A 17,257-nucleotide genomic window follows, 5' to 3' on the forward strand; every position below is an offset into this window, starting at 1 on the left:
TATTTAGAAATCCAGTGTATAAATATATACACTTGATAATAAAAGGAGGTATTATTATGAGTAATCAATCATCAAAATTATCATGGCTTGACCGTTATTTGACATTATGGATTTTTATTGCAATGGGGTTAGGTATATTCTTAGGATGGGCTTTTCCAGGTCTGTCTGATGCACTATCAAAGCTGTCAGTAGGTACAACATCTATTCCGATAGCCATAGGGCTTATTATAATGATGTATCCGCCACTTGCAAAAGTAAATTATAAGGAGCTTGGGAAGGTTTTTCGCAATCCAAAAGTATTAACTCTTTCATTAGTTCAAAATTGGTTAATAGGACCGATATTGATGTTTACACTGGCAGTTATATTTCTCAAGGGTTATCCATCCTTTATGGTTGGCTTAATACTTATAGGACTAGCAAGATGTATAGCTATGGTTATAGTATGGAATAGTCTTGCAGATGGAGATAATGAGTATGCAGCTGCATTAGTGGCATTTAACTCTATATTCCAAGTAGTGTTTTATTCAATATTTGCCTATATATTTATTACAGTATTACCTAAGGCAATTGGATTACAAGGAATGGAAGTACATGTTTCTATGGGTGAAGTAGCCTCATCAGTAGCAGTTTACCTGGGTATTCCTTTTATTGCTGGTATGCTTACAAGATTATTATTAGAGCCTAAAAAAGGAACTGAATGGTATACTAAAAAATTTGTACCTAAAATTAGCCCATTAGCACTAATAGCATTACTTTTTACAATTGTTATAATGTTCATGTTTAAAGGTAAATATATTATTGAACTTCCAATGGATGTGGTACGTATAGCTATTCCGTTAATAATATACTTCATTATAATGTTCTCAGTTTCCTTCTATATAAGCTATAAATCAGGAGTTGATTATCATAAGACTGTAAGCTTATCCTTTACAGCTGCAAGTAATAACTTTGAACTAGCAATAGCTGTAGCTGTAGCAGTATTTGGAATACAATCTCAAGAGGCATTTACTGCAGTTATAGGACCACTTATTGAAGTACCTGTAATGATTGCCCTTGTAAATGTGGCTTTAAGATGGGGTAGAAAATATTTTGGATTAAAGCAAGAAAGTTAAAAAATTATGGTAAGTCATATGAGAGGAGAAAATTTATGAAAATAGTTATAATAGGTGCAGTAGCTGGAGGAACCTCTGCAGCTGCAAAAGCAAGAAGAAATGATGAAAATGCTGAAATAAAGATCTTTGATATGGATTATGATATATCCTATTCTGGATGTGGCTTACCTTATTATATAGGAGAAGAGATACAGGATAGAGAGGATCTAACTCCAAGAAATGCAGAGTTCTTTAAGAAAAAATATAATGTAGATGTATTTAGAAGACATGAGGTTTTGAATATAAATACTGAAGATAAAGCTTTAACTGTAAAGAACTTGGATACTAATGATGTGTTTACTGAGAGTTATGATAAATTAGTCATTGCAACAGGAGCAAAGTCTATAGTACCTAATATACCAGGGGCAGAAAATAGTAATGTATTTTATTTAAGAAATGTAACACAGGCAGACAAAATTAAAGAGTACATTATAACTCATAAACCTAAATCAGCTGTTATAGTTGGAACGGGATTTATAGGATTAGAAATGACAGAAAATCTAAAGAACCTTGGAATTGAAATTACCCTTGTAGAACGACTAAATCAGGTTACTCCAGGATTAGATAGTGATATGGCTGTACATGTTGAAAAGTATTTAAAAAGTAAAGATATAAATATGGTTTTAGGTGATTCCGTAGTTGAATTAAAAGGAGAACCACTAGTTAATCAAGTAGTTTTGCAAAGTGGTAAGGTGATTAATTCAGATTTTGTAATAATGTCAATTGGAGTAAAACCAAATGTAGAGCTTGCTAAAGAAGCAGGAATAGAACTTGGAGCTAATGGCTCTATAAAGGTAGATACAAAAATGATGACAAACATTAAAGATGTATATGCCTGTGGGGATTGTGCTGAAAGCTATTCAGTTATAACTAAAAAGCCTTTATACAGACCTTTAGGTTCAACTGCAAATAAGATGGGCAGAATAGCTGGAGATCAAGTTTCAGGAGGCAATCTTGAATTCAGAGGCATCCTTGGTACAGGTATCTTTAAGCTTTTTGATATGACTGTGGCTCAAACAGGACTTACAGAGAGGGAAGCCCTTAATGAAGGGTTCGAGACAGTTATATGCCATAATATCAAGCCGGATAAACCAGAATATTATCATGGAAAAGAGATGGTTATTAAAGCTGTTGCAGATAAAAACACAGGAAAACTTCTCGGTGTTCAAATTGTTGGATATACTGGAGTTGACAAGAGAGTAGATGTGTTTGTTACAGCAATAACCTTTGGAGCTAAAGTAGAGGACCTATTCCATCTAGATTTAGCTTATGCTCCGCCATTTTCAACAACTAAGGATCCCGTAATATATACAGGAATGATTTTAGATAATGCAATAAATAGAGGTAGAGAGCTTATAACTCCTGGTGAGCTTAATAAACTTATAGAAAAGGGAAATGATATTACTGTAATAGATGCGAGAGTAAACAAACAATATGAAGAAGCTCATGTAGATACTGCGATAAATATACCTCATGGCCAGATAAGAAAAAAAGCGGAAGAACTAGATAAAGAGAAAGTAGTTGTAACTTACTGTAATAAAGGTGTAACAGGAAATGCAGCACAGAATATATTAATAAATCAAGGCTTTAAGAAGGTTTATAATATATCTGGAGGACATAAAAATTATAAAGCACAAAGCAAGTAAGCTACCATAAGTATTTTTATATTCATAAAATGCTCCAAAAAAGGAAAGGGCGTTGCAATTTATGGAGGAAAACATAAATTCAATTTGGAATTATTTTAGAAGTGAATTGTTATACTATATTAAGGCAAAAGTGAAAGATGAATATGCAGCGGAGGATATACTTCAAGAGGTTTTCATAAAAGTTTATAAGAATATTGATCAATTAGTAGATCAGAGTAAGCTTAAACTATGGCTGTATAAAACTACTAATAATACTATAGTTGATTACTATAGAATAAAGAAGCATAATACAATAGACTTGGATGAACTAGAAGATATACCAGCAAATGAAGATAGTACAGAAAATATGAATGAAGAGATTGCAAAGTGTATTAAATCTATGTTATATGAACTGCCTGGTAAATATGAAGAAGCTCTACAGCTATATGAATTTAAGGGGATGAAACATAAGGAAATATCTGAAAAGCTGAACATATCATTATCAGGATCAAAAACAAGAATTCAAAGAGCTAGAAACAAATTGAAGGAAACATTGATGGAATGTTGCGAGTTTGAGTATGATATTTATGGAAATATCATAGAGTATCAAAAAAGAAAAGAATGAAGATGTTCATATAATTCTAAAGGATATTAAAATCTACAACAAAAAAAGTTGTAGATTTTTTTGCGACCAATCTTATACTTTACTCGTCTATATATATGAAGAGTTTAATTTGAAATTTTAGGAGGTATGTTTATGTTAAGTAAGAAAGAAGAAATAAGAGGTCATATACGTAAAAGGTATGCTGGTGTTGCTCTGAATGCTTCAAAAGGCTGCGGATGCGGATCAGGATGCTGCGGAGGTGATCAGAACACTTTAGATTATAATCCAAAGTACATTGAAGAAGTATCTAGTAAAATTGGCTACACAGAAAGTGATCTTGTCAATGTACCAGAAGAGGCTAATATGGGATTAGGATGTGGAAATCCTATTGCTATTGCAGGACTTAAGGAAGGGGAAGTAGTTCTTGACCTTGGAAGTGGAGGAGGTTTTGATTGCTTTCTTGCAAGAAGACAGGTAGGAGAAAGTGGATATGTAATTGGGGTAGATATGACACCAGAAATGATTCAGCTATCAAGAAAAAATGTTGAAAAAAGTGAGTATACTAATGTAGAGTTTAGATTAGGAGAAATTGAACACTTACCTATTAGAGATACATCAATTGATGTTATTATATCTAACTGTGTAATTAATCTATCTTTAGATAAAGAGCAAGTATTTAGAGAGGCCTATAGAGTTCTAAAATCCGGTGGAAGACTATCAATATCGGATGTCATGGCTACAGCGAAAGTACCAGAAAATATAAAACAGGATTTGGCTATGGTATGCGATTGTATTGGAGGAGCGGAGTATGTTGATAATATAAGGATTATGCTGGAGAAGGTAGGATTTAAAGATATACGAATGATACCTAAAGACAATAGCAGACAAATCATTAAATTATGGGCACCAAATACAAATATTGAGGATTATGTAGCTTCTTTTATAATTGAAGCTAAAAAAGAATAGACACATGGGATGAAATAAAGGAGAATATTAAAACCTAACTTCTTGCGGTGTTTATAACAATTGCTGGACTTGGAATATTATTTACAGGATATTTGTTTTATTTTATAATAGCATAATTTATGTACCCTCTATGGTAGATTAAGTTTAAGGTTACCTTAGAGGGTTTTCGTATTAGGACCCAGTTTAATTTGAGAATTGCAGTTGGTATCTTTATTAGAAGTTAAAGAACACTAGTCCCTTTGTTGAAGTCACTTTCATTTTTTGAAGCAATCATAGATAGCTGCTCCCACTGATGCCAGCTGCCTTTTAGATTATTTTTTTCAATAAAAAGATCCATTAGTTGTTTTGTTTCAAAATCTTTAAATTGAAATTCACCGTTTTCGTCCATAAACTTTAATCTGTAAATCATTTTTTTACCTCCATCTATAATCTTTAAATGATTTTAATTTTCTCATTTCTAAATGTAATAATAATTTAATTAAATAGTTATATAATATTATATTACTACTCCAAATTTTAACAGTCAACATTGAAATTTCAATAAAAATAACCTAACACTATATGAATTGTACTGATATTTAATTGAAAAAGGCTGTTTTGTTATAGTTTAATGTAAAAAATAGTTAAAGCATTTAGTTGTTAAGTAAAATTTAGAATATTGACAAAAAAATGTATTAAACTATATAATTAAATTATAAAATAATTATGAAATATAACTTGATTTAAGTGTGTTTAGAGAATAACGAATTATTAGATTTGTTAAAATTAAGCTACTTTAAAATATAGACAATACAAAAGGGGGAAGTGTTTATATTGGGAATATATCTAGATAATGCAGCCACGTCTTTTCCAAAACCAGATGTAGTAATAAAAAAGATGATGGAATATATGCAGAATATTGGAGCAACATCAGGAAGAGGTGCTTACAAAAGTGCTATTGAGTCAGATAGACTTATTTATAACTGCAGAAAAATGATTTGTAAAGTATTTAATGGCAGTGATCCAGCGAAAGTTATATTTACTTCCAATGTTACAGAAGGACTTAACATAGTAATTAACGGTTTTTTAGAAGAAGGAGATCATGTAATAGTAAGCAGCTTAGAACATAACGCAGTATGGAGACCTTTAAAGACCCTAGAGAGAGATAGAAGTATAGAAATATCAATGGTTGATTGTACCTCTGAAGGAATCACTGATTATAATGATGTAGAAAAACTTATAAAATCTAATACAAAGCTTATAGTCTTTACTCATGCATCTAACGTGTTGGGATCAATTCAGCCAATAAGAGAAATTGGTGAAATAGCAAAAAAACATAAAGTCAAATTTCTTGTAGATTCAGCTCAAACCGCAGGCGCTTATCCTATAGATGTTAAAAAAGATAATATCGATATTTTAGGTTTCACAGGGCACAAAAGCCTTCTGGGTCCCACAGGAACAGGGGGACTTCTAATAAATTGCGATATTACAATGAATCCTTTAAAATCTGGTGGGACAGGCGGTGATTCTAAATATCCATATCAACCTGATTATTTTCCCAATAGATATGAAGCTGGAACTCCAAATGTAGCTGGGATTGTTGGATTAGGTGAGGCATTAAATTTAATATATTCTGTTGGAATTGAAAATATTAGAAAAAAAGAAGAGGCAATTATTGAATATGCTATTGAGAGACTTTCTAGTGTTGAAGGAATAGAAATATATGGACCTAAAAAATCAGATAAAATAGTAGGTGTGATATCATTTAATATAAAGAACATAGAAGGTGAAGAAATATCATATAAACTTGATAGTCAGTATGACATTATGGTTAGAACAGGATTACATTGCGCACCTACCGCCCATAAAATTATTGGAACAGGAAATACCGGAGCTGTTAGAATTGGCATAGGATACTTTAATGAGAAAAATCATATAGATATTCTTGTAGAAGCTTTAAATAAGATACAAAGTAATTATAAGTGTAAATAATTAGCTATATATAATTTAGTTTGTGTACTAGCAGTATTTACAAATAGAAAAACTCAAGCCAATTTACTAAGTTATATAAGCTTTATTTAAATTATGTTTAAAACAAAATAGAAAGGATAGTGATAGTGTGTATTTAAACGATATAAAACTTTTGTTTATACAACCCTGTGTTGCTGAAAGTGAGAAAATAAGATTTAAAGCAGAGTTTTCCAATGATGTTTCTAACATAATGCCATACTTAAATGCTGTTATAAAGAATGGAAGTTATAACAGCAATATGCCTAGTTTTACATTTAAGAAAGACAATAGGCTAATAAATATTTATGCTAAAGACATGACTGTAGCAAAGGCCATTAATGAAACAGATGCATACTCTATAATGGATTTTGTAAAGGATTTTGTAAATCAAACCTATGACAATAAGAATAATATAGAGCCAAATTATGAAATGAGGAAAAAGCCAACAGCTTTTGAGATTTACTCATATTTACCTAAAAAAAATTGCAAAACATGTGGAGAAGCTACCTGTATCGCTTTTGCATCAAAGCTATTAACTGGCACGAAAAAATTAAACCACTGCACTCCTTTAGGAGAAGAACAATATAAAGAAAAGTTAAAGAGTTTAAATGAGTTATTAGATGTGATAGAGTAATGAGACGCCAGCGAAGAATTTTATACATTCCATAGTTGAGTTACAGACAGTTAATAAGTATATCTTAAAATAATATTTTAAAAATAAGTTAACCTGTTGTTCTGGTTAATTTATATTGAGGAGGAATTTAATATGTCAAAAAATTGGTATCCAATTATTAATGAAGAAAATTGCATCGAATGTGGGGCTTGCTTTAACAAATGTTCACACGGAGTATACAAATTAGAGGGAACTAAACCTGTGGTTGTGTATAATGAAGGTTGTGTACAAGGATGTAGAGGATGTCAAAGTTTATGTCCTGCTGAAGCTATTCAGTATGCAGGAGACACTGGAGAGAAAAAAGCAGGGGGCTGTGGTTGTGGTGGCTGCTGCTAATGAAATAAGGCTGTATTAGATAAAAATAGTGATATGGAGATATCTAGAGTTTCAATATATTATCCTTTACTTGCAAATTGTTCATTAAATAAAGCCTGCTCCAAAAGGAGTACAGGCTTTGTTTAATATCTACCTATTTATTCATATAATTTACTAGGTTATTAAGGTCTTCAATATTTTTCAATGCTGTAACAGATGTACTTAAAAGTAAATTTGGAGTAACTGAGGACGAAATTAATAAGGCTTCTCAATCTGGAAAGACCTTATATGATGTAGCAAAGGATAAAGGAGTAGCCGATGACCAGTTTAAGAGTGCAGTTATATAAGAATTTTAAACTTTAAGGAGAGATTGAAATGGGAAATTATATTTTATATGGAATAACAATAATCCTTTTAATTATTTCATATCACAAGGATAAGAAAAAAACTAAAATGGCACTAAAAAAAGCATGGAAGGCATTTGAAAATATTTTACCAGAATTTTTAACAGTTATAATGTTTGTGGGAGTTTTACTGGCAATATTGAATCCAGAGGTCATATCAAAGATTATTGGAAACAATTCTGGCTATTTTGGAGTTGTAATTGCAGCCATAGTTGGAGCGGTAACACTAATACCTGGATTTGTTGCTTTCCCTACAGCAGCAATGTTACTTCAAAATGGTGCAGGAACTATGCAGATAGGTGCTTTTCTTTCTACGCTAATGATGGTAGGTATTGTAACTATGCCCGTTGAAATAAAATATTTTGGTAAGAAGCTAACAGTTTTGAGGAATGTATTTGCTTTTATATTTTCATTTTTAGTGGCATATATCATTGGAAAGGTGGTTTAAAGAATATGAAAAAACTATTAAAAAGATATAAGTATTTTATTGGAATGATAATTATAGTATGTGTCATTACTGCTTTTAATGTTCAGATTGGACTTAAATCCTTTAGTATTGCAGGATACAGTTTTAAAGAAATGGCTTTAGTTATACCGCCAGTTTTTGTGCTTTTAGGACTGCTTGATATATGGGTTCCAAGAGAAACTATCATGAAGTATATGGGTGAAGGTTCTGGTATTAAGGGGATTATTCTATCGATAATTCTCGGATCAGCAGCAGCAGGTCCACTTTATGGAGCATTTCCTGTAGCTGCAGTTTTTATGAAGAAAGGAGTGAAGTTCAGTAATATTCTTATATTTATAGGGGCATGGTCCACTACTAAAATACCTATGTTTCTGTTTGAAATGTCTGCAATTGGAAGTAAGTTTGCAGTCACAAGATTGTTAATTGATATCCCAGGAATTATAATAATTGCTTACCTACTAGCAGCATTTGTTTCTAAAGATGAAATCAAGAAGATATATAAGAAAGCAGAAAGTCTATAAAGGAAGCTAAATACAATTTTATTAATACCAATTCTAACTTACATAAACCTATAGACGTTCTTAAAGAAAAATTATATACAAATTTTTTTATAAAACAAAGGAGCAAAGAAATATGCTGAGGAAATCCTGCATAAGTCTTTTGCTCCTTTTTATATCTAGTGAAATACAGCTATTTTAATATATTTAGTAATTACAAGTCATCCTAATAAATTTTTAATTATAATATTATAGTACTGTTCCCAATATTCATAGTCAACATTGAAATTTTAATAAAAATAACCTATACTATATAAAGTATATTAGTATTTAATTAAAAATAATTATTTTTATAATTTAATGCAAAAAGATGAATCCAAATAAGAGATGACGATAATAAAGGAGGAAGAACTTTGAATCAAGACGATTTAGCGGTAAAAATATTTAAGGCACTTGGTCATCCAGTAAGATTTAAAATAATGAAGTTTTTATGTAATGGACCTAAATGCGTATGTAAACTAAATGAGGAGTTTGAATACAGTCAGGCAAATTTATCTCAGCATTTGAGAATTTTAAAAGATGCAGGATTAGTTAAGAATGAAAAAGTAGGACTAGAAGTGCATTATAGATTATATAATGATAATGTTAAAAATATTGTTGATAATGTCGAAAAATATGTTCTGGATTATGTGAATAATATTAAGGAAACAGGATTAGTATAAAGTTTAAGAGAAGTTATGTGAAAATTATAAGCAAACAATAGTTTTATCTATTCAATATTAAACAAAAATATGAGATGGTCTCAATGGAGATTACCTCGTAATTAGATATGTTTATTAAATAGAGCTTGATCAAAAAGGAAATTCAGGCTCTATTTTTATTTGTCCATTTAATCCAGCTAGGTCATTAGGACCCTCAATAGTTTCTTCAGATTATAGATATATTTGGATGCACATACTAGCACCAATGATAGGTGCGTGTCTAGGGGCTGGTTTATATTTATTTGAAGATTAATAAAATGGCTATAAATAACTGAGGTTAAGGATTTTTTTATAGGAAATGCTTTTATTTTTATAATTAACTTTAAATTTTGAAAAAATTCTTTTAAACACCAATTTAGATTGAACTATCAATAAGTATGGTATAAAATTTAAGTGTAAACGATTTAAAACAATGCGATTAAGACAAGGTAAAAATATATTTAAAACACTATAATTAAAGAGTAAAATTTATCCTATAATTGATAAATGGGAGGGAGTTATAAATGAAAGAGTTGTATTTAGAAATTACGGAACTTTTACAAAGGAAAGAGAGTTTTGCCATAGCAACTATTTTTGACAAAACCGGTTCGGCACCACGTACCGCCGGTGCAAAAATGATAGTGCGAAGGGATGGCTCAATTGTTGGTACTATAGGGGGAGGACGTCTAGAAGCTAATGCTATACGTCTTGCCATGGAATCATTGACTTTAAAACAAACAGTAATGCAGTCATTTGACCTCACTAACAAGGATGTAGCTGCAATGGACATGATTTGTGGCGGTAAAGGTGAAATACTAATAGACTTCATTGATGCTCATGCTGAAAATAATCGAATAATCTATGAGACAGCATTCAAAATTCAGGAGAAGAGGGAGAAAGCATGGCTTATTACTGTATTAGAGGATATTCCTGGGGCTTCTTACGTTAGGAGGCAACAATGCATAGTAAAATCAGATAGAACTCTTATTTGTAAAATTGATTGTGACCCATACATATTAGAGAAGCTTATAACCGGCCCGGCTAAAATATCTATACATGCCGAAGCATTTGACAATCAACGCTTTCTAGTAGAACCTTTGCGTCCGGCAGGAACAGTTTATATTTTTGGAGCAGGCCATGTATCGCAAAAAATTGCCCCTTTAAGTGAGAATGTTGGATTTAGAACAGTGGTATTAGATGATCGTGCGGATTTCGCTAATCGTGAGAGATTTCCGGAGCCTACAGAAGTCAAGGTTATTGAGTCATTTAATACTTTACCAAGCTTAGGGATTGATGAAGATAGTTATTTAGTAATTGTAACTAGGGGACATCTTTACGATAAAATTGTCTTAGAGCAGGTGTTACGTAGTAATGCTAGATACATTGGCATGATAGGTAGCAGAAGTAAACGGGATCAGGTTTTTAATAAACTGTTAAGCCAGGGGTATAAACAAGAAGAGATTAATCGTGTCTATGCTCCAATTGGGACTAGCATAGGTGCAGAAACACCGGAAGAATTAGCGGTAAGTATTGTAGGAGAACTAATTAAGGTGAGATCAGAAGGGGAAAATGCCAAGGCTAAACAAAAAAGTAGTGGTTCTGGTACTTGTTGTAAGATACTTTCTCTGGATACAGGAGATTAAAGCATTACTACTAGGAATTTCGTGATTCCTTTAAATGATGAATATAAAATTAGGCTATAACACTAAATTGACTATCTTTAGTGCATAGCCTATTATTTTTAGCTTTAATCCATATCGCAAATATTTTTAGAATTAATTAAGGGCACTGAACAAATTCTCTACTCCATAAACAATCTCCACAGGCAGGGGATAAAGAATAACAATCTGCATCAGTATTGTTCACATGATCACACCCATCTACTAGGTTACAGTCCATACAGGAAGGATATAAGTTATGTAGAATTCTTTCCCTAAAACTTTTATATCCTTCCATATTCCATATGTTAAGTAAGGTATCAACTTCTATATTTCCAAAGGTAAATTTATCTATATGCTTTTCTCTACCAAGAACATACTCGGTACAGTCGTGGGAAAATCTGTAACAAGGAGACACATCTCCAGAAGCGCATATGAAAACAGCCGAATTTTCTATAAAGTTGCATCTTCGTATTGTTTTTAATTCATAATTAGGTAATGCTATCTTAATTCCTTTGTGCATGGCATGAACCGTAAGTTCGTTAAATAAGCTTTTTATATTTTTATTTTCATATCTAGTGTATAATATATTATCCTTATTTTCTTCGCTTTGTGGAATAACATTTGAAATTATGAATTTATTTGCTTTTAAGTCGGATGATAGATCCATAACTTTAAAGATTTCAGCTATGTTCTGGTTAGATAAGACAAACTGTATATCTATAAGAGGTGTTCTGGAAGAAAATTTATCTTTTAATTTATTAAGCATGTTTATGTTTTTGATAATTAAGTCTAAACTAGTTCCTCTTATTTCTTTATACTTATCAAATAATCCGTCAATAGATATGGTTACTACATCAACATATTTTATAAAGTACTCTGATAATTCTTCATTCATTAAAGTACCGTTAGTAGTAACTGTAAGTTTATAATTCTTTAATAGCTCTAAGGTTTTTTTGAAATGTTTAGAGAATGTAGGCTCTCCTATACCACCGATAACTATTTCTTTTAAGTCTGAGTGATCGTTTAGTTCATTTATCAATTTATTTAGTACGTCCTGCTTCATGTCATAAAAATCTTGTCCCCATGATTTTCTATAACATATCTTACAATTTAAGTTACACTTATCTGTAAGCTCTAGGTATAATTTTTTTATTGACATATCAACACCCCCATATAGTTTAAATTAAGCCCTTTTCAGTTAAGGGCAAATGGAAACATATAATGCAACTACTTTGTTGTATATTACCATATACTCATATGGTAATACGATTACATATTAATGTCAATGTAAAACTCAGAACCCAAAGATTAAATATATCCGGTAGCATTGATTTATAATGTATGCTTTAGGAGCATTCTTGTATAATAAAACAAGAAGAAGACCTATTATTTTTCCAATAATCATGGGAATCTAAGAATATCTAACTTCAAAATAGTAAAAACTCCTTTATTCAAATGATAAAGGAATTTTTACTATTATATTACCATTAAGCTGCTCCTATTTATGTCGTGATGAGCTTCAATAAATCTTAGAGTTCCTGTTTTGGATCTCATTACAACTGTATGAGTTGTTGCTACTTAACAATTAAAACAGGACACTGAACTCTTTTTGCTACTTTATGACTAACGCTACCTAATACCATTTCTTGTAATGAGTTAAGACCGCGACTACCTACAACAACTAACTGAAAGTTTCCTTTATTTGCGTAGTCTATAATTGTCGGACCAGGTTCTCCACGTAATATCTTAAGCTCATAAGATAAATTACTGGATTTTAGCTTTTCTTCAATAGGTAAAAGTTTCTTTCCTCTAGACATTTCTAACTCTTCTTTCCCTTGAGAATGAAGAACTTCACTCTTTGATTGAGAAAAATCAACTACAACTACAACTTCAATCATACATTTGTCCACTAGTGAAGCGATTTTTATTGCTTCTTGTGTTGCTCGAAGTGAATGTTCTGAACCATCTACAGATAGCAATATATTATTGTACATTTTTGAACCTCCTAATCATATATTAATGTGCTGATAATTTTGCAGTTGCATTATTATATACAGCTAGTCTATCTACGAGTTTTTTACTAGAAGAATTTAAACCACGAATAGTGACTTTATTATTAGTATCATAATATTTAATAACTACTTTATCAATGGCTCCTACAGCTGAATCATCCCAGATATGTGTATTGGAGAAATCAATAATAATATTTGTATTTTCTGTATTAAAATCAAATGATTCTATAAATCCTTGAACGGATGCAAAGAACAACGGTCCTCTCACATCAAATATAATATTTTGGTTTTCTTTTCGTTCAATTACTTGTATCTTTGAAATCTTAGCCACAAAGAACAGAGCACTTAATACAACACCTGCAATAACACCCTTTGATAAATCATGGGTTGCAACTACAATTATAACTGTTGTCAGCATAACAGCAGCATCACTCTTAGGTGCTTTCCTTAAGTAAGAGAAAGAAGACCAGTCGAAAGTACCAATGGATACCATGACCATAATACCTACAAGCACAGGCATTGGAATTTGTACAACTAAATCACCTAGTACAATAATTAAAAACATTAAGAATAGTCCTGCTACAAAAGTTGATAATCTACCACGTCCACCAGATTTCACATTAATAACGGATTGTCCAATCATCGCACAACCTGCCATACCACCAAAGAAACCAGTAATAATGTTGGCAATTCCCTGACCTCTAGATTCTATGTGTTTATTGCTTTCCGTTTCAGTCATATCATCTACAATAGATGATGTTAACAAAGACTCTAATAAACCAACAATGGCTAAAGCAACAGAGTATGGGAAAATTATCTTTAAGGTCTCAATGGAAAACGTAACATCTGGTATGAAAAAAGTAGGAAAAGATTTTGTGATAGTTCCTAAGTCTCCAACTCTTCGTAAGTCCAGCTCCATAAAAATAGTTATAGCTGTTAATGAAACAATTGCTATAAGCGGAGCAGGAATCGCCTTAACGAATCTAGGTAATATATAAACAATAGCTAATGTAATTGCAACGAAAACGTAAGTCAGTTTTGAAATCCCAATGAAATGGGGTACCTGAGCCATAAAAATTAAGATTGCCAATGAATTTACAAATCCGATCATTACAGGTCTTGGAATAAATTTCATTAAGTTTGCTATCTTACATATACTAAAGATAACCTGTATAATACCAGTTAATATTGTTGCTGATAATAAGTAATTAAGACCATAGTCTTTCACTAAAGGCACCATTACCAATGCCATAGCACCTGTTGCCGCGGAAATCATTCCCGGACGACCACCTACAAAGGAAATTATAACTGCAATACAGAAAGATGCATATAATCCGACCATTGGATCCACTCCTGCAATGATGGAAAATGCAATCGCTTCTGGTATTAATGCTAATGCAACTACAATCCCAGCAAGAATATCTGCTCTAACATTTGAAAACCATTCTTTTTTTAATTTTTCAATCAATCTTTATACACCTCATTTTTATTATTTTTTCACTTTTAACTCCCAAAAGGGCTAAGTTTGTCGCAACCAGAAATAGTTTAACACATTTCGTCCTAAAAAGGAACGGTTTTGGAACTGATTTTTTAATAAAATTATGATATAATTAAAGAAAACGTTTTGAGTGTAGGAGAGTATTTTATGTTAATTGGATATATGAGACCATATGGAGAAGATTTTAAATGTGAGGAGCAACGAGAAAATCTAGAGAAAGTAGGATGTTCTACTATCATTATAGAAGAACATTCATCAGCGAAAAGAAGAACTGAACTAATAAATATGATAAGCAACCTTAATAAAGGGGATAAGATAGTTGTTACCAAACTTTTTGTCTTAGCTGATTCAACCCGCCATTTAGTGGAGTTGTTAGATGTAATTAATGAAAAAGGTGCCTATTTCCAGTCTATTACAGAGGGTATTGATACGAGTTGTACCACTGGGTATGGTTTTACTGATATTGTAAAACACCTTGTTCGATTCCAAAGTGATGTAATAAGTGAAAAAACAAAGCAAGGATTAGATGAAGCAAAACAAAAAGGAATAGCTGCAGGTCGGCCAAAAAAATCTGATGAAAATGTAAAACGTGCTATCAATATGTATCAAAGTAAGAAATATAGTTTAGAAGAAATAAGGAATGAAACGGGAATTAGTAAATCTACACTATATAGATATTTAGAAAATTAAAACATTAGAATAATGTTATATATATTGATATTTATAAATATAATTAATTCTATAGTCTTTTATTTTTAAATTATAAAAAAATGTACTGAAATGGAGTTGATGGAGAAGGCTTAAAAATCTCCCCTGTGCTCAGTAGCATTAAAAAGGATGTGATTACCATTTTTAATAATAAGGATATAGAAAAATATTCATCAGCAGTCACTCTATCAGATATGGAGATATTTATATTCCCGGAACTTCTATATAGTCTGATGCTTGCGAATATAATGTCTCCGATTATATGGGAATGGAAGAAAGACAAGTGGTTTAAGGATATTGACAATTTAAATCCATATAGGAAGATATTAAGACTTAAGCAGTATATAATGGATAATTATGATTTTAATCTGGATATTGATACTTGGGGGCTTACAACTAAGGAGAAGGAAATAGCACGTTTTGAACCCTTTATGGATGTTGAAACAATAAAGAGGAGTAATGCCTTATTTGGCTATGAAGGGGACAAATATTATTTTAGTATGGATATTAGACGACATTTTGGTATTGATAAATATGACTCTAATATGATTCCTTATTGGAAGACTGAAACTGTAGAGGCAATGAATGCATTCAAATACAAAAAGGACTATGAAAAGGGTGCAGGTGAATGTGTGTCACTATCTGTTCTTTATGCTGCTGCACTGTTTATAATATGCAAAATACCACTTGAAAGCATATACCTACTTGCAACTCCACTTCATTCACAAAACTTTATAGATGTAAAGGATGGAGTAGTAACAAATAATAGAAGGATTGTTACTAAAAACATGTGGTTTAATGGTACTGAACTTACAGCAAAGGCTCAAAGAGCAATGCGAAATGAGCAAATTACAATCATTTCTCATAATACAGGTTTTGTTCATGTGGTATATCCTGAGGCAACCATAAATCATCAGGTATATATTAACCTTGAAAAAAAACTTAAGAAATTCCTTGTAAGTGATATAAATTATGAGATATTGTGCAATTTTCTAAGACAAGAGAGCTATCTTCAAAAATGCTTTCAGATTAAGTATGAATGCCATGGTAGGCAGAGGTATATTACTGCTGAAAAGGCCTATTCATATGAGCATACTAGCTCTTTTAAGGTTAACGAGAGCACAAGAGAAAAACTACTATCTGAGATTGACGAGTATGAATTTTTTCAAGAACCGATACAAGATAGGATATGTCTTAATAAATTTAATGAATTCTTTAAAACTCATAAGGTAGATTTTAGTGATGAGAAGGACATTATTAGTATAATGGATCAATTTCATTGCGATAATATGCCAATAGCTAAAAAAAGAGAGGTTCTGTCCTCTTTGTATGAATTTTGCAATATAAACCCAAGGTTTCCGGGAAAGAATAAAGACTTTATCAAGTCAGAACCAATACAGTTATCGACGGAAATGAACCGGGAAGATATTATTAGCTATTTAGAATCTATTAGAGATAAGAATATTTCTGCAGACCTTGCTTTTTACGCCTTAAGAGATTTCTCCAGGACCCAATGGGGGCCTTTTATCAAAGCGGCTTTAGAGCGAAACCCTGTTGCAATTGCTAAGTATAAAGACCTAGGTGAAGATGAACTTATAAGTACATTGGAGAGTATGCCTAACGTATCCATATATGACGGCCCACGGATGGCCCAACCGGATGAAGTATGTAACTATCAAATGGGAGATGGTTTTGAAAAGGCCATATGTCTAGCTAATATACTAAAGCATAGAAATAATGAGCTGAGTATAAACATTAGTGTTATCAATGATTATGTTGAGACTAATTTTGATAACAAGACTATTCATTGGTTATCAAATAAGGGCTTAAATGGTATCGTAAAAATTTGAATAGGTAATTTTTATCTCCTTGACGGTAGAGTATTTTCTAAAATATAATACACATATGCTTCATAAGGCATATGTGTATTTGATGAGTTTAATAAGTG

19 protein-coding genes are annotated in these 17,257 nt (G+C 31.6%); 15 read left to right on the forward strand and 4 right to left on the reverse strand.

Annotated elements, in window-relative coordinates:
- Positions 1–56 precede the first annotated feature (56 nt).
- The 4 genes from arsB (at position 57) to arsM (ending at position 4,346) form a co-directional block, all read left to right on the forward strand.
- Positions 57–1,112 carry an ACR3 family arsenite efflux transporter gene (arsB, locus tag CLMAG_RS08345; RefSeq protein ID WP_066620909.1) on the forward strand — a complete coding sequence of 352 codons (1,056 nt, stop codon included), beginning with the start codon at positions 57–59 and terminating at the stop codon, positions 1,110–1,112.
- Between the two features lie 35 nt (positions 1,113–1,147).
- Positions 1,148–2,797, forward strand: coding sequence for an FAD-dependent oxidoreductase (locus CLMAG_RS08350; protein ID WP_066620912.1), 1,650 nt, complete (start codon positions 1,148–1,150; stop codon positions 2,795–2,797).
- A gap of 61 nt (positions 2,798–2,858) precedes the next feature.
- Positions 2,859–3,401 carry an RNA polymerase sigma factor SigZ gene (gene sigZ / locus CLMAG_RS08355; RefSeq protein WP_066620918.1) on the forward strand — a complete coding sequence of 181 codons (543 nt, stop codon included), beginning with the start codon at positions 2,859–2,861 and terminating at the stop codon, positions 3,399–3,401.
- Positions 3,402–3,533: 132 nt separating this feature from the next.
- Positions 3,534–4,346, forward strand: coding sequence for an arsenite methyltransferase (gene arsM, locus CLMAG_RS08360; protein ID WP_066620920.1), 813 nt, complete (start codon positions 3,534–3,536; stop codon positions 4,344–4,346).
- A gap of 220 nt (positions 4,347–4,566) precedes the next feature.
- On the opposite strand, the gene CLMAG_RS08365 is transcribed toward arsM, so the two are convergent.
- Positions 4,567–4,755: a hypothetical protein gene (locus CLMAG_RS08365; RefSeq protein ID WP_066620923.1), complete on the reverse strand. Its 189-nt coding sequence runs from the start codon at positions 4,753–4,755 to the stop codon at positions 4,567–4,569.
- A 404-nt stretch (positions 4,756–5,159) separates the two neighbouring features.
- Between CLMAG_RS08365 and CLMAG_RS08370 the strand changes: the two genes are divergently transcribed.
- From CLMAG_RS08370 to CLMAG_RS08400, 8 genes are all read left to right on the forward strand, one after another.
- Positions 5,160–6,317, forward strand: a complete 1,158-nt coding sequence (locus tag CLMAG_RS08370) for an aminotransferase class V-fold PLP-dependent enzyme (RefSeq protein WP_066620926.1) — start codon at positions 5,160–5,162, stop codon at positions 6,315–6,317.
- Between the two features lie 127 nt (positions 6,318–6,444).
- On the forward strand, positions 6,445–6,969 hold the full coding sequence (locus CLMAG_RS08375) for a (Fe-S)-binding protein (RefSeq protein ID WP_066620930.1): 525 nt from the start codon (positions 6,445–6,447) through the stop codon (positions 6,967–6,969).
- A gap of 132 nt (positions 6,970–7,101) precedes the next feature.
- Positions 7,102–7,344 carry an ATP-binding protein gene (locus CLMAG_RS08380; RefSeq protein ID WP_066620933.1) on the forward strand — a complete coding sequence of 81 codons (243 nt, stop codon included), beginning with the start codon at positions 7,102–7,104 and terminating at the stop codon, positions 7,342–7,344.
- Between the two features lie 354 nt (positions 7,345–7,698).
- A complete protein-coding gene (locus CLMAG_RS08385) occupies positions 7,699–8,175 on the forward strand; it encodes a permease (protein ID WP_066620940.1) in 477 nt (158 codons plus the stop codon).
- 5 nt (positions 8,176–8,180) lie between these two features.
- Positions 8,181–8,714 (forward strand): permease, encoded by a 534-nt coding sequence (locus CLMAG_RS08390; RefSeq protein ID WP_066620942.1) that lies wholly within the window; start codon positions 8,181–8,183, stop codon positions 8,712–8,714.
- A 389-nt stretch (positions 8,715–9,103) separates the two neighbouring features.
- Positions 9,104–9,412 (forward strand): ArsR/SmtB family transcription factor, encoded by a 309-nt coding sequence (locus CLMAG_RS08395; RefSeq protein WP_066620945.1) that lies wholly within the window; start codon positions 9,104–9,106, stop codon positions 9,410–9,412.
- A gap of 157 nt (positions 9,413–9,569) precedes the next feature.
- Positions 9,570–9,704 carry an aquaporin gene (locus CLMAG_RS34905; protein WP_423231071.1) on the forward strand — a complete coding sequence of 45 codons (135 nt, stop codon included), beginning with the start codon at positions 9,570–9,572 and terminating at the stop codon, positions 9,702–9,704.
- Between the two features lie 250 nt (positions 9,705–9,954).
- Positions 9,955–11,073, forward strand: a complete 1,119-nt coding sequence (locus CLMAG_RS08400; RefSeq protein WP_066620948.1) for an XdhC family aldehyde oxidoreductase maturation factor — start codon at positions 9,955–9,957, stop codon at positions 11,071–11,073.
- A 136-nt stretch (positions 11,074–11,209) separates the two neighbouring features.
- Here CLMAG_RS08400 and CLMAG_RS08405 read toward each other — a convergent pair whose 3' ends face one another.
- A complete protein-coding gene (locus tag CLMAG_RS08405; RefSeq protein ID WP_066620950.1) occupies positions 11,210–12,250 on the reverse strand; it encodes a tungsten cofactor oxidoreductase radical SAM maturase in 1,041 nt (346 codons plus the stop codon).
- Between the two features lie 178 nt (positions 12,251–12,428).
- Between CLMAG_RS08405 and CLMAG_RS34910 the strand changes: the two genes are divergently transcribed.
- On the forward strand, positions 12,429–12,506 hold the full coding sequence (locus tag CLMAG_RS34910) for a hypothetical protein (protein WP_161486971.1): 78 nt from the start codon (positions 12,429–12,431) through the stop codon (positions 12,504–12,506).
- A 159-nt stretch (positions 12,507–12,665) separates the two neighbouring features.
- Here the strand turns inward: CLMAG_RS34910 and CLMAG_RS08410 are convergent, their stop codons facing one another.
- The gene (locus CLMAG_RS08410) at positions 12,666–13,085 is read right to left on the reverse strand and encodes a universal stress protein (protein WP_066620952.1); all 420 of its coding nucleotides are present in this window, start codon (positions 13,083–13,085) and stop codon (positions 12,666–12,668) included.
- Between the two features lie 22 nt (positions 13,086–13,107).
- Positions 13,108–14,571, reverse strand: a complete 1,464-nt coding sequence (locus CLMAG_RS08415; RefSeq protein ID WP_066620955.1) for a SulP family inorganic anion transporter — start codon at positions 14,569–14,571, stop codon at positions 13,108–13,110.
- A 177-nt stretch (positions 14,572–14,748) separates the two neighbouring features.
- On the opposite strand from CLMAG_RS08415, the gene CLMAG_RS08420 reads away from it, so the two are divergent.
- Together CLMAG_RS08420 and CLMAG_RS08425 are read left to right on the forward strand one after the other, a co-directional pair.
- Positions 14,749–15,291, forward strand: coding sequence for a recombinase family protein (locus CLMAG_RS08420; protein WP_066620957.1), 543 nt, complete (start codon positions 14,749–14,751; stop codon positions 15,289–15,291).
- Positions 15,292–15,416: 125 nt separating this feature from the next.
- Positions 15,417–17,159, forward strand: coding sequence for a hypothetical protein (locus CLMAG_RS08425; protein ID WP_242872974.1), 1,743 nt, complete (start codon positions 15,417–15,419; stop codon positions 17,157–17,159).
- The last annotated feature ends 98 nt before the right edge of the window (positions 17,160–17,257 follow it).

The organism is Clostridium magnum DSM 2767, from assembly GCF_001623875.1.
Taxonomy (GTDB): domain Bacteria; phylum Bacillota; class Clostridia; order Clostridiales; family Clostridiaceae; genus Clostridium_AM; species Clostridium_AM magnum.

What these genes read in the sequence shown, in the direction of transcription:
- CLMAG_RS08390 (WP_066620942.1), top strand. Translation starts at nt 8,181, where the DNA reads ATGAAAAAACTATTAAAAAGATATAAGTATTTTATTGGAATGATAATT.
- CLMAG_RS08385 (WP_066620940.1), top strand. Translation starts at nt 7,699, where the DNA reads ATGGGAAATTATATTTTATATGGAATAACAATAATCCTTTTAATTATT.
- CLMAG_RS08365 (WP_066620923.1), bottom strand. Translation starts at nt 4,755, where the DNA reads ATGATTTACAGATTAAAGTTTATGGACGAAAACGGTGAATTTCAATTT.
- CLMAG_RS08410 (WP_066620952.1), bottom strand. Translation starts at nt 13,085, where the DNA reads ATGTACAATAATATATTGCTATCTGTAGATGGTTCAGAACATTCACTT.
- sigZ (WP_066620918.1), top strand. Translation starts at nt 2,859, where the DNA reads ATGGAGGAAAACATAAATTCAATTTGGAATTATTTTAGAAGTGAATTG.
- CLMAG_RS08380 (WP_066620933.1), top strand. Translation starts at nt 7,102, where the DNA reads ATGTCAAAAAATTGGTATCCAATTATTAATGAAGAAAATTGCATCGAA.
- CLMAG_RS08350 (WP_066620912.1), top strand. Translation starts at nt 1,148, where the DNA reads ATGAAAATAGTTATAATAGGTGCAGTAGCTGGAGGAACCTCTGCAGCT.
- CLMAG_RS34910 (WP_161486971.1), top strand. Translation starts at nt 12,429, where the DNA reads ATGTATGCTTTAGGAGCATTCTTGTATAATAAAACAAGAAGAAGACCT.
- arsB (WP_066620909.1), top strand. Translation starts at nt 57, where the DNA reads ATGAGTAATCAATCATCAAAATTATCATGGCTTGACCGTTATTTGACA.
- CLMAG_RS08405 (WP_066620950.1), bottom strand. Translation starts at nt 12,250, where the DNA reads ATGTCAATAAAAAAATTATACCTAGAGCTTACAGATAAGTGTAACTTA.
- CLMAG_RS08420 (WP_066620957.1), top strand. Translation starts at nt 14,749, where the DNA reads ATGTTAATTGGATATATGAGACCATATGGAGAAGATTTTAAATGTGAG.
- CLMAG_RS08400 (WP_066620948.1), top strand. Translation starts at nt 9,955, where the DNA reads ATGAAAGAGTTGTATTTAGAAATTACGGAACTTTTACAAAGGAAAGAG.
- arsM (WP_066620920.1), top strand. Translation starts at nt 3,534, where the DNA reads ATGTTAAGTAAGAAAGAAGAAATAAGAGGTCATATACGTAAAAGGTAT.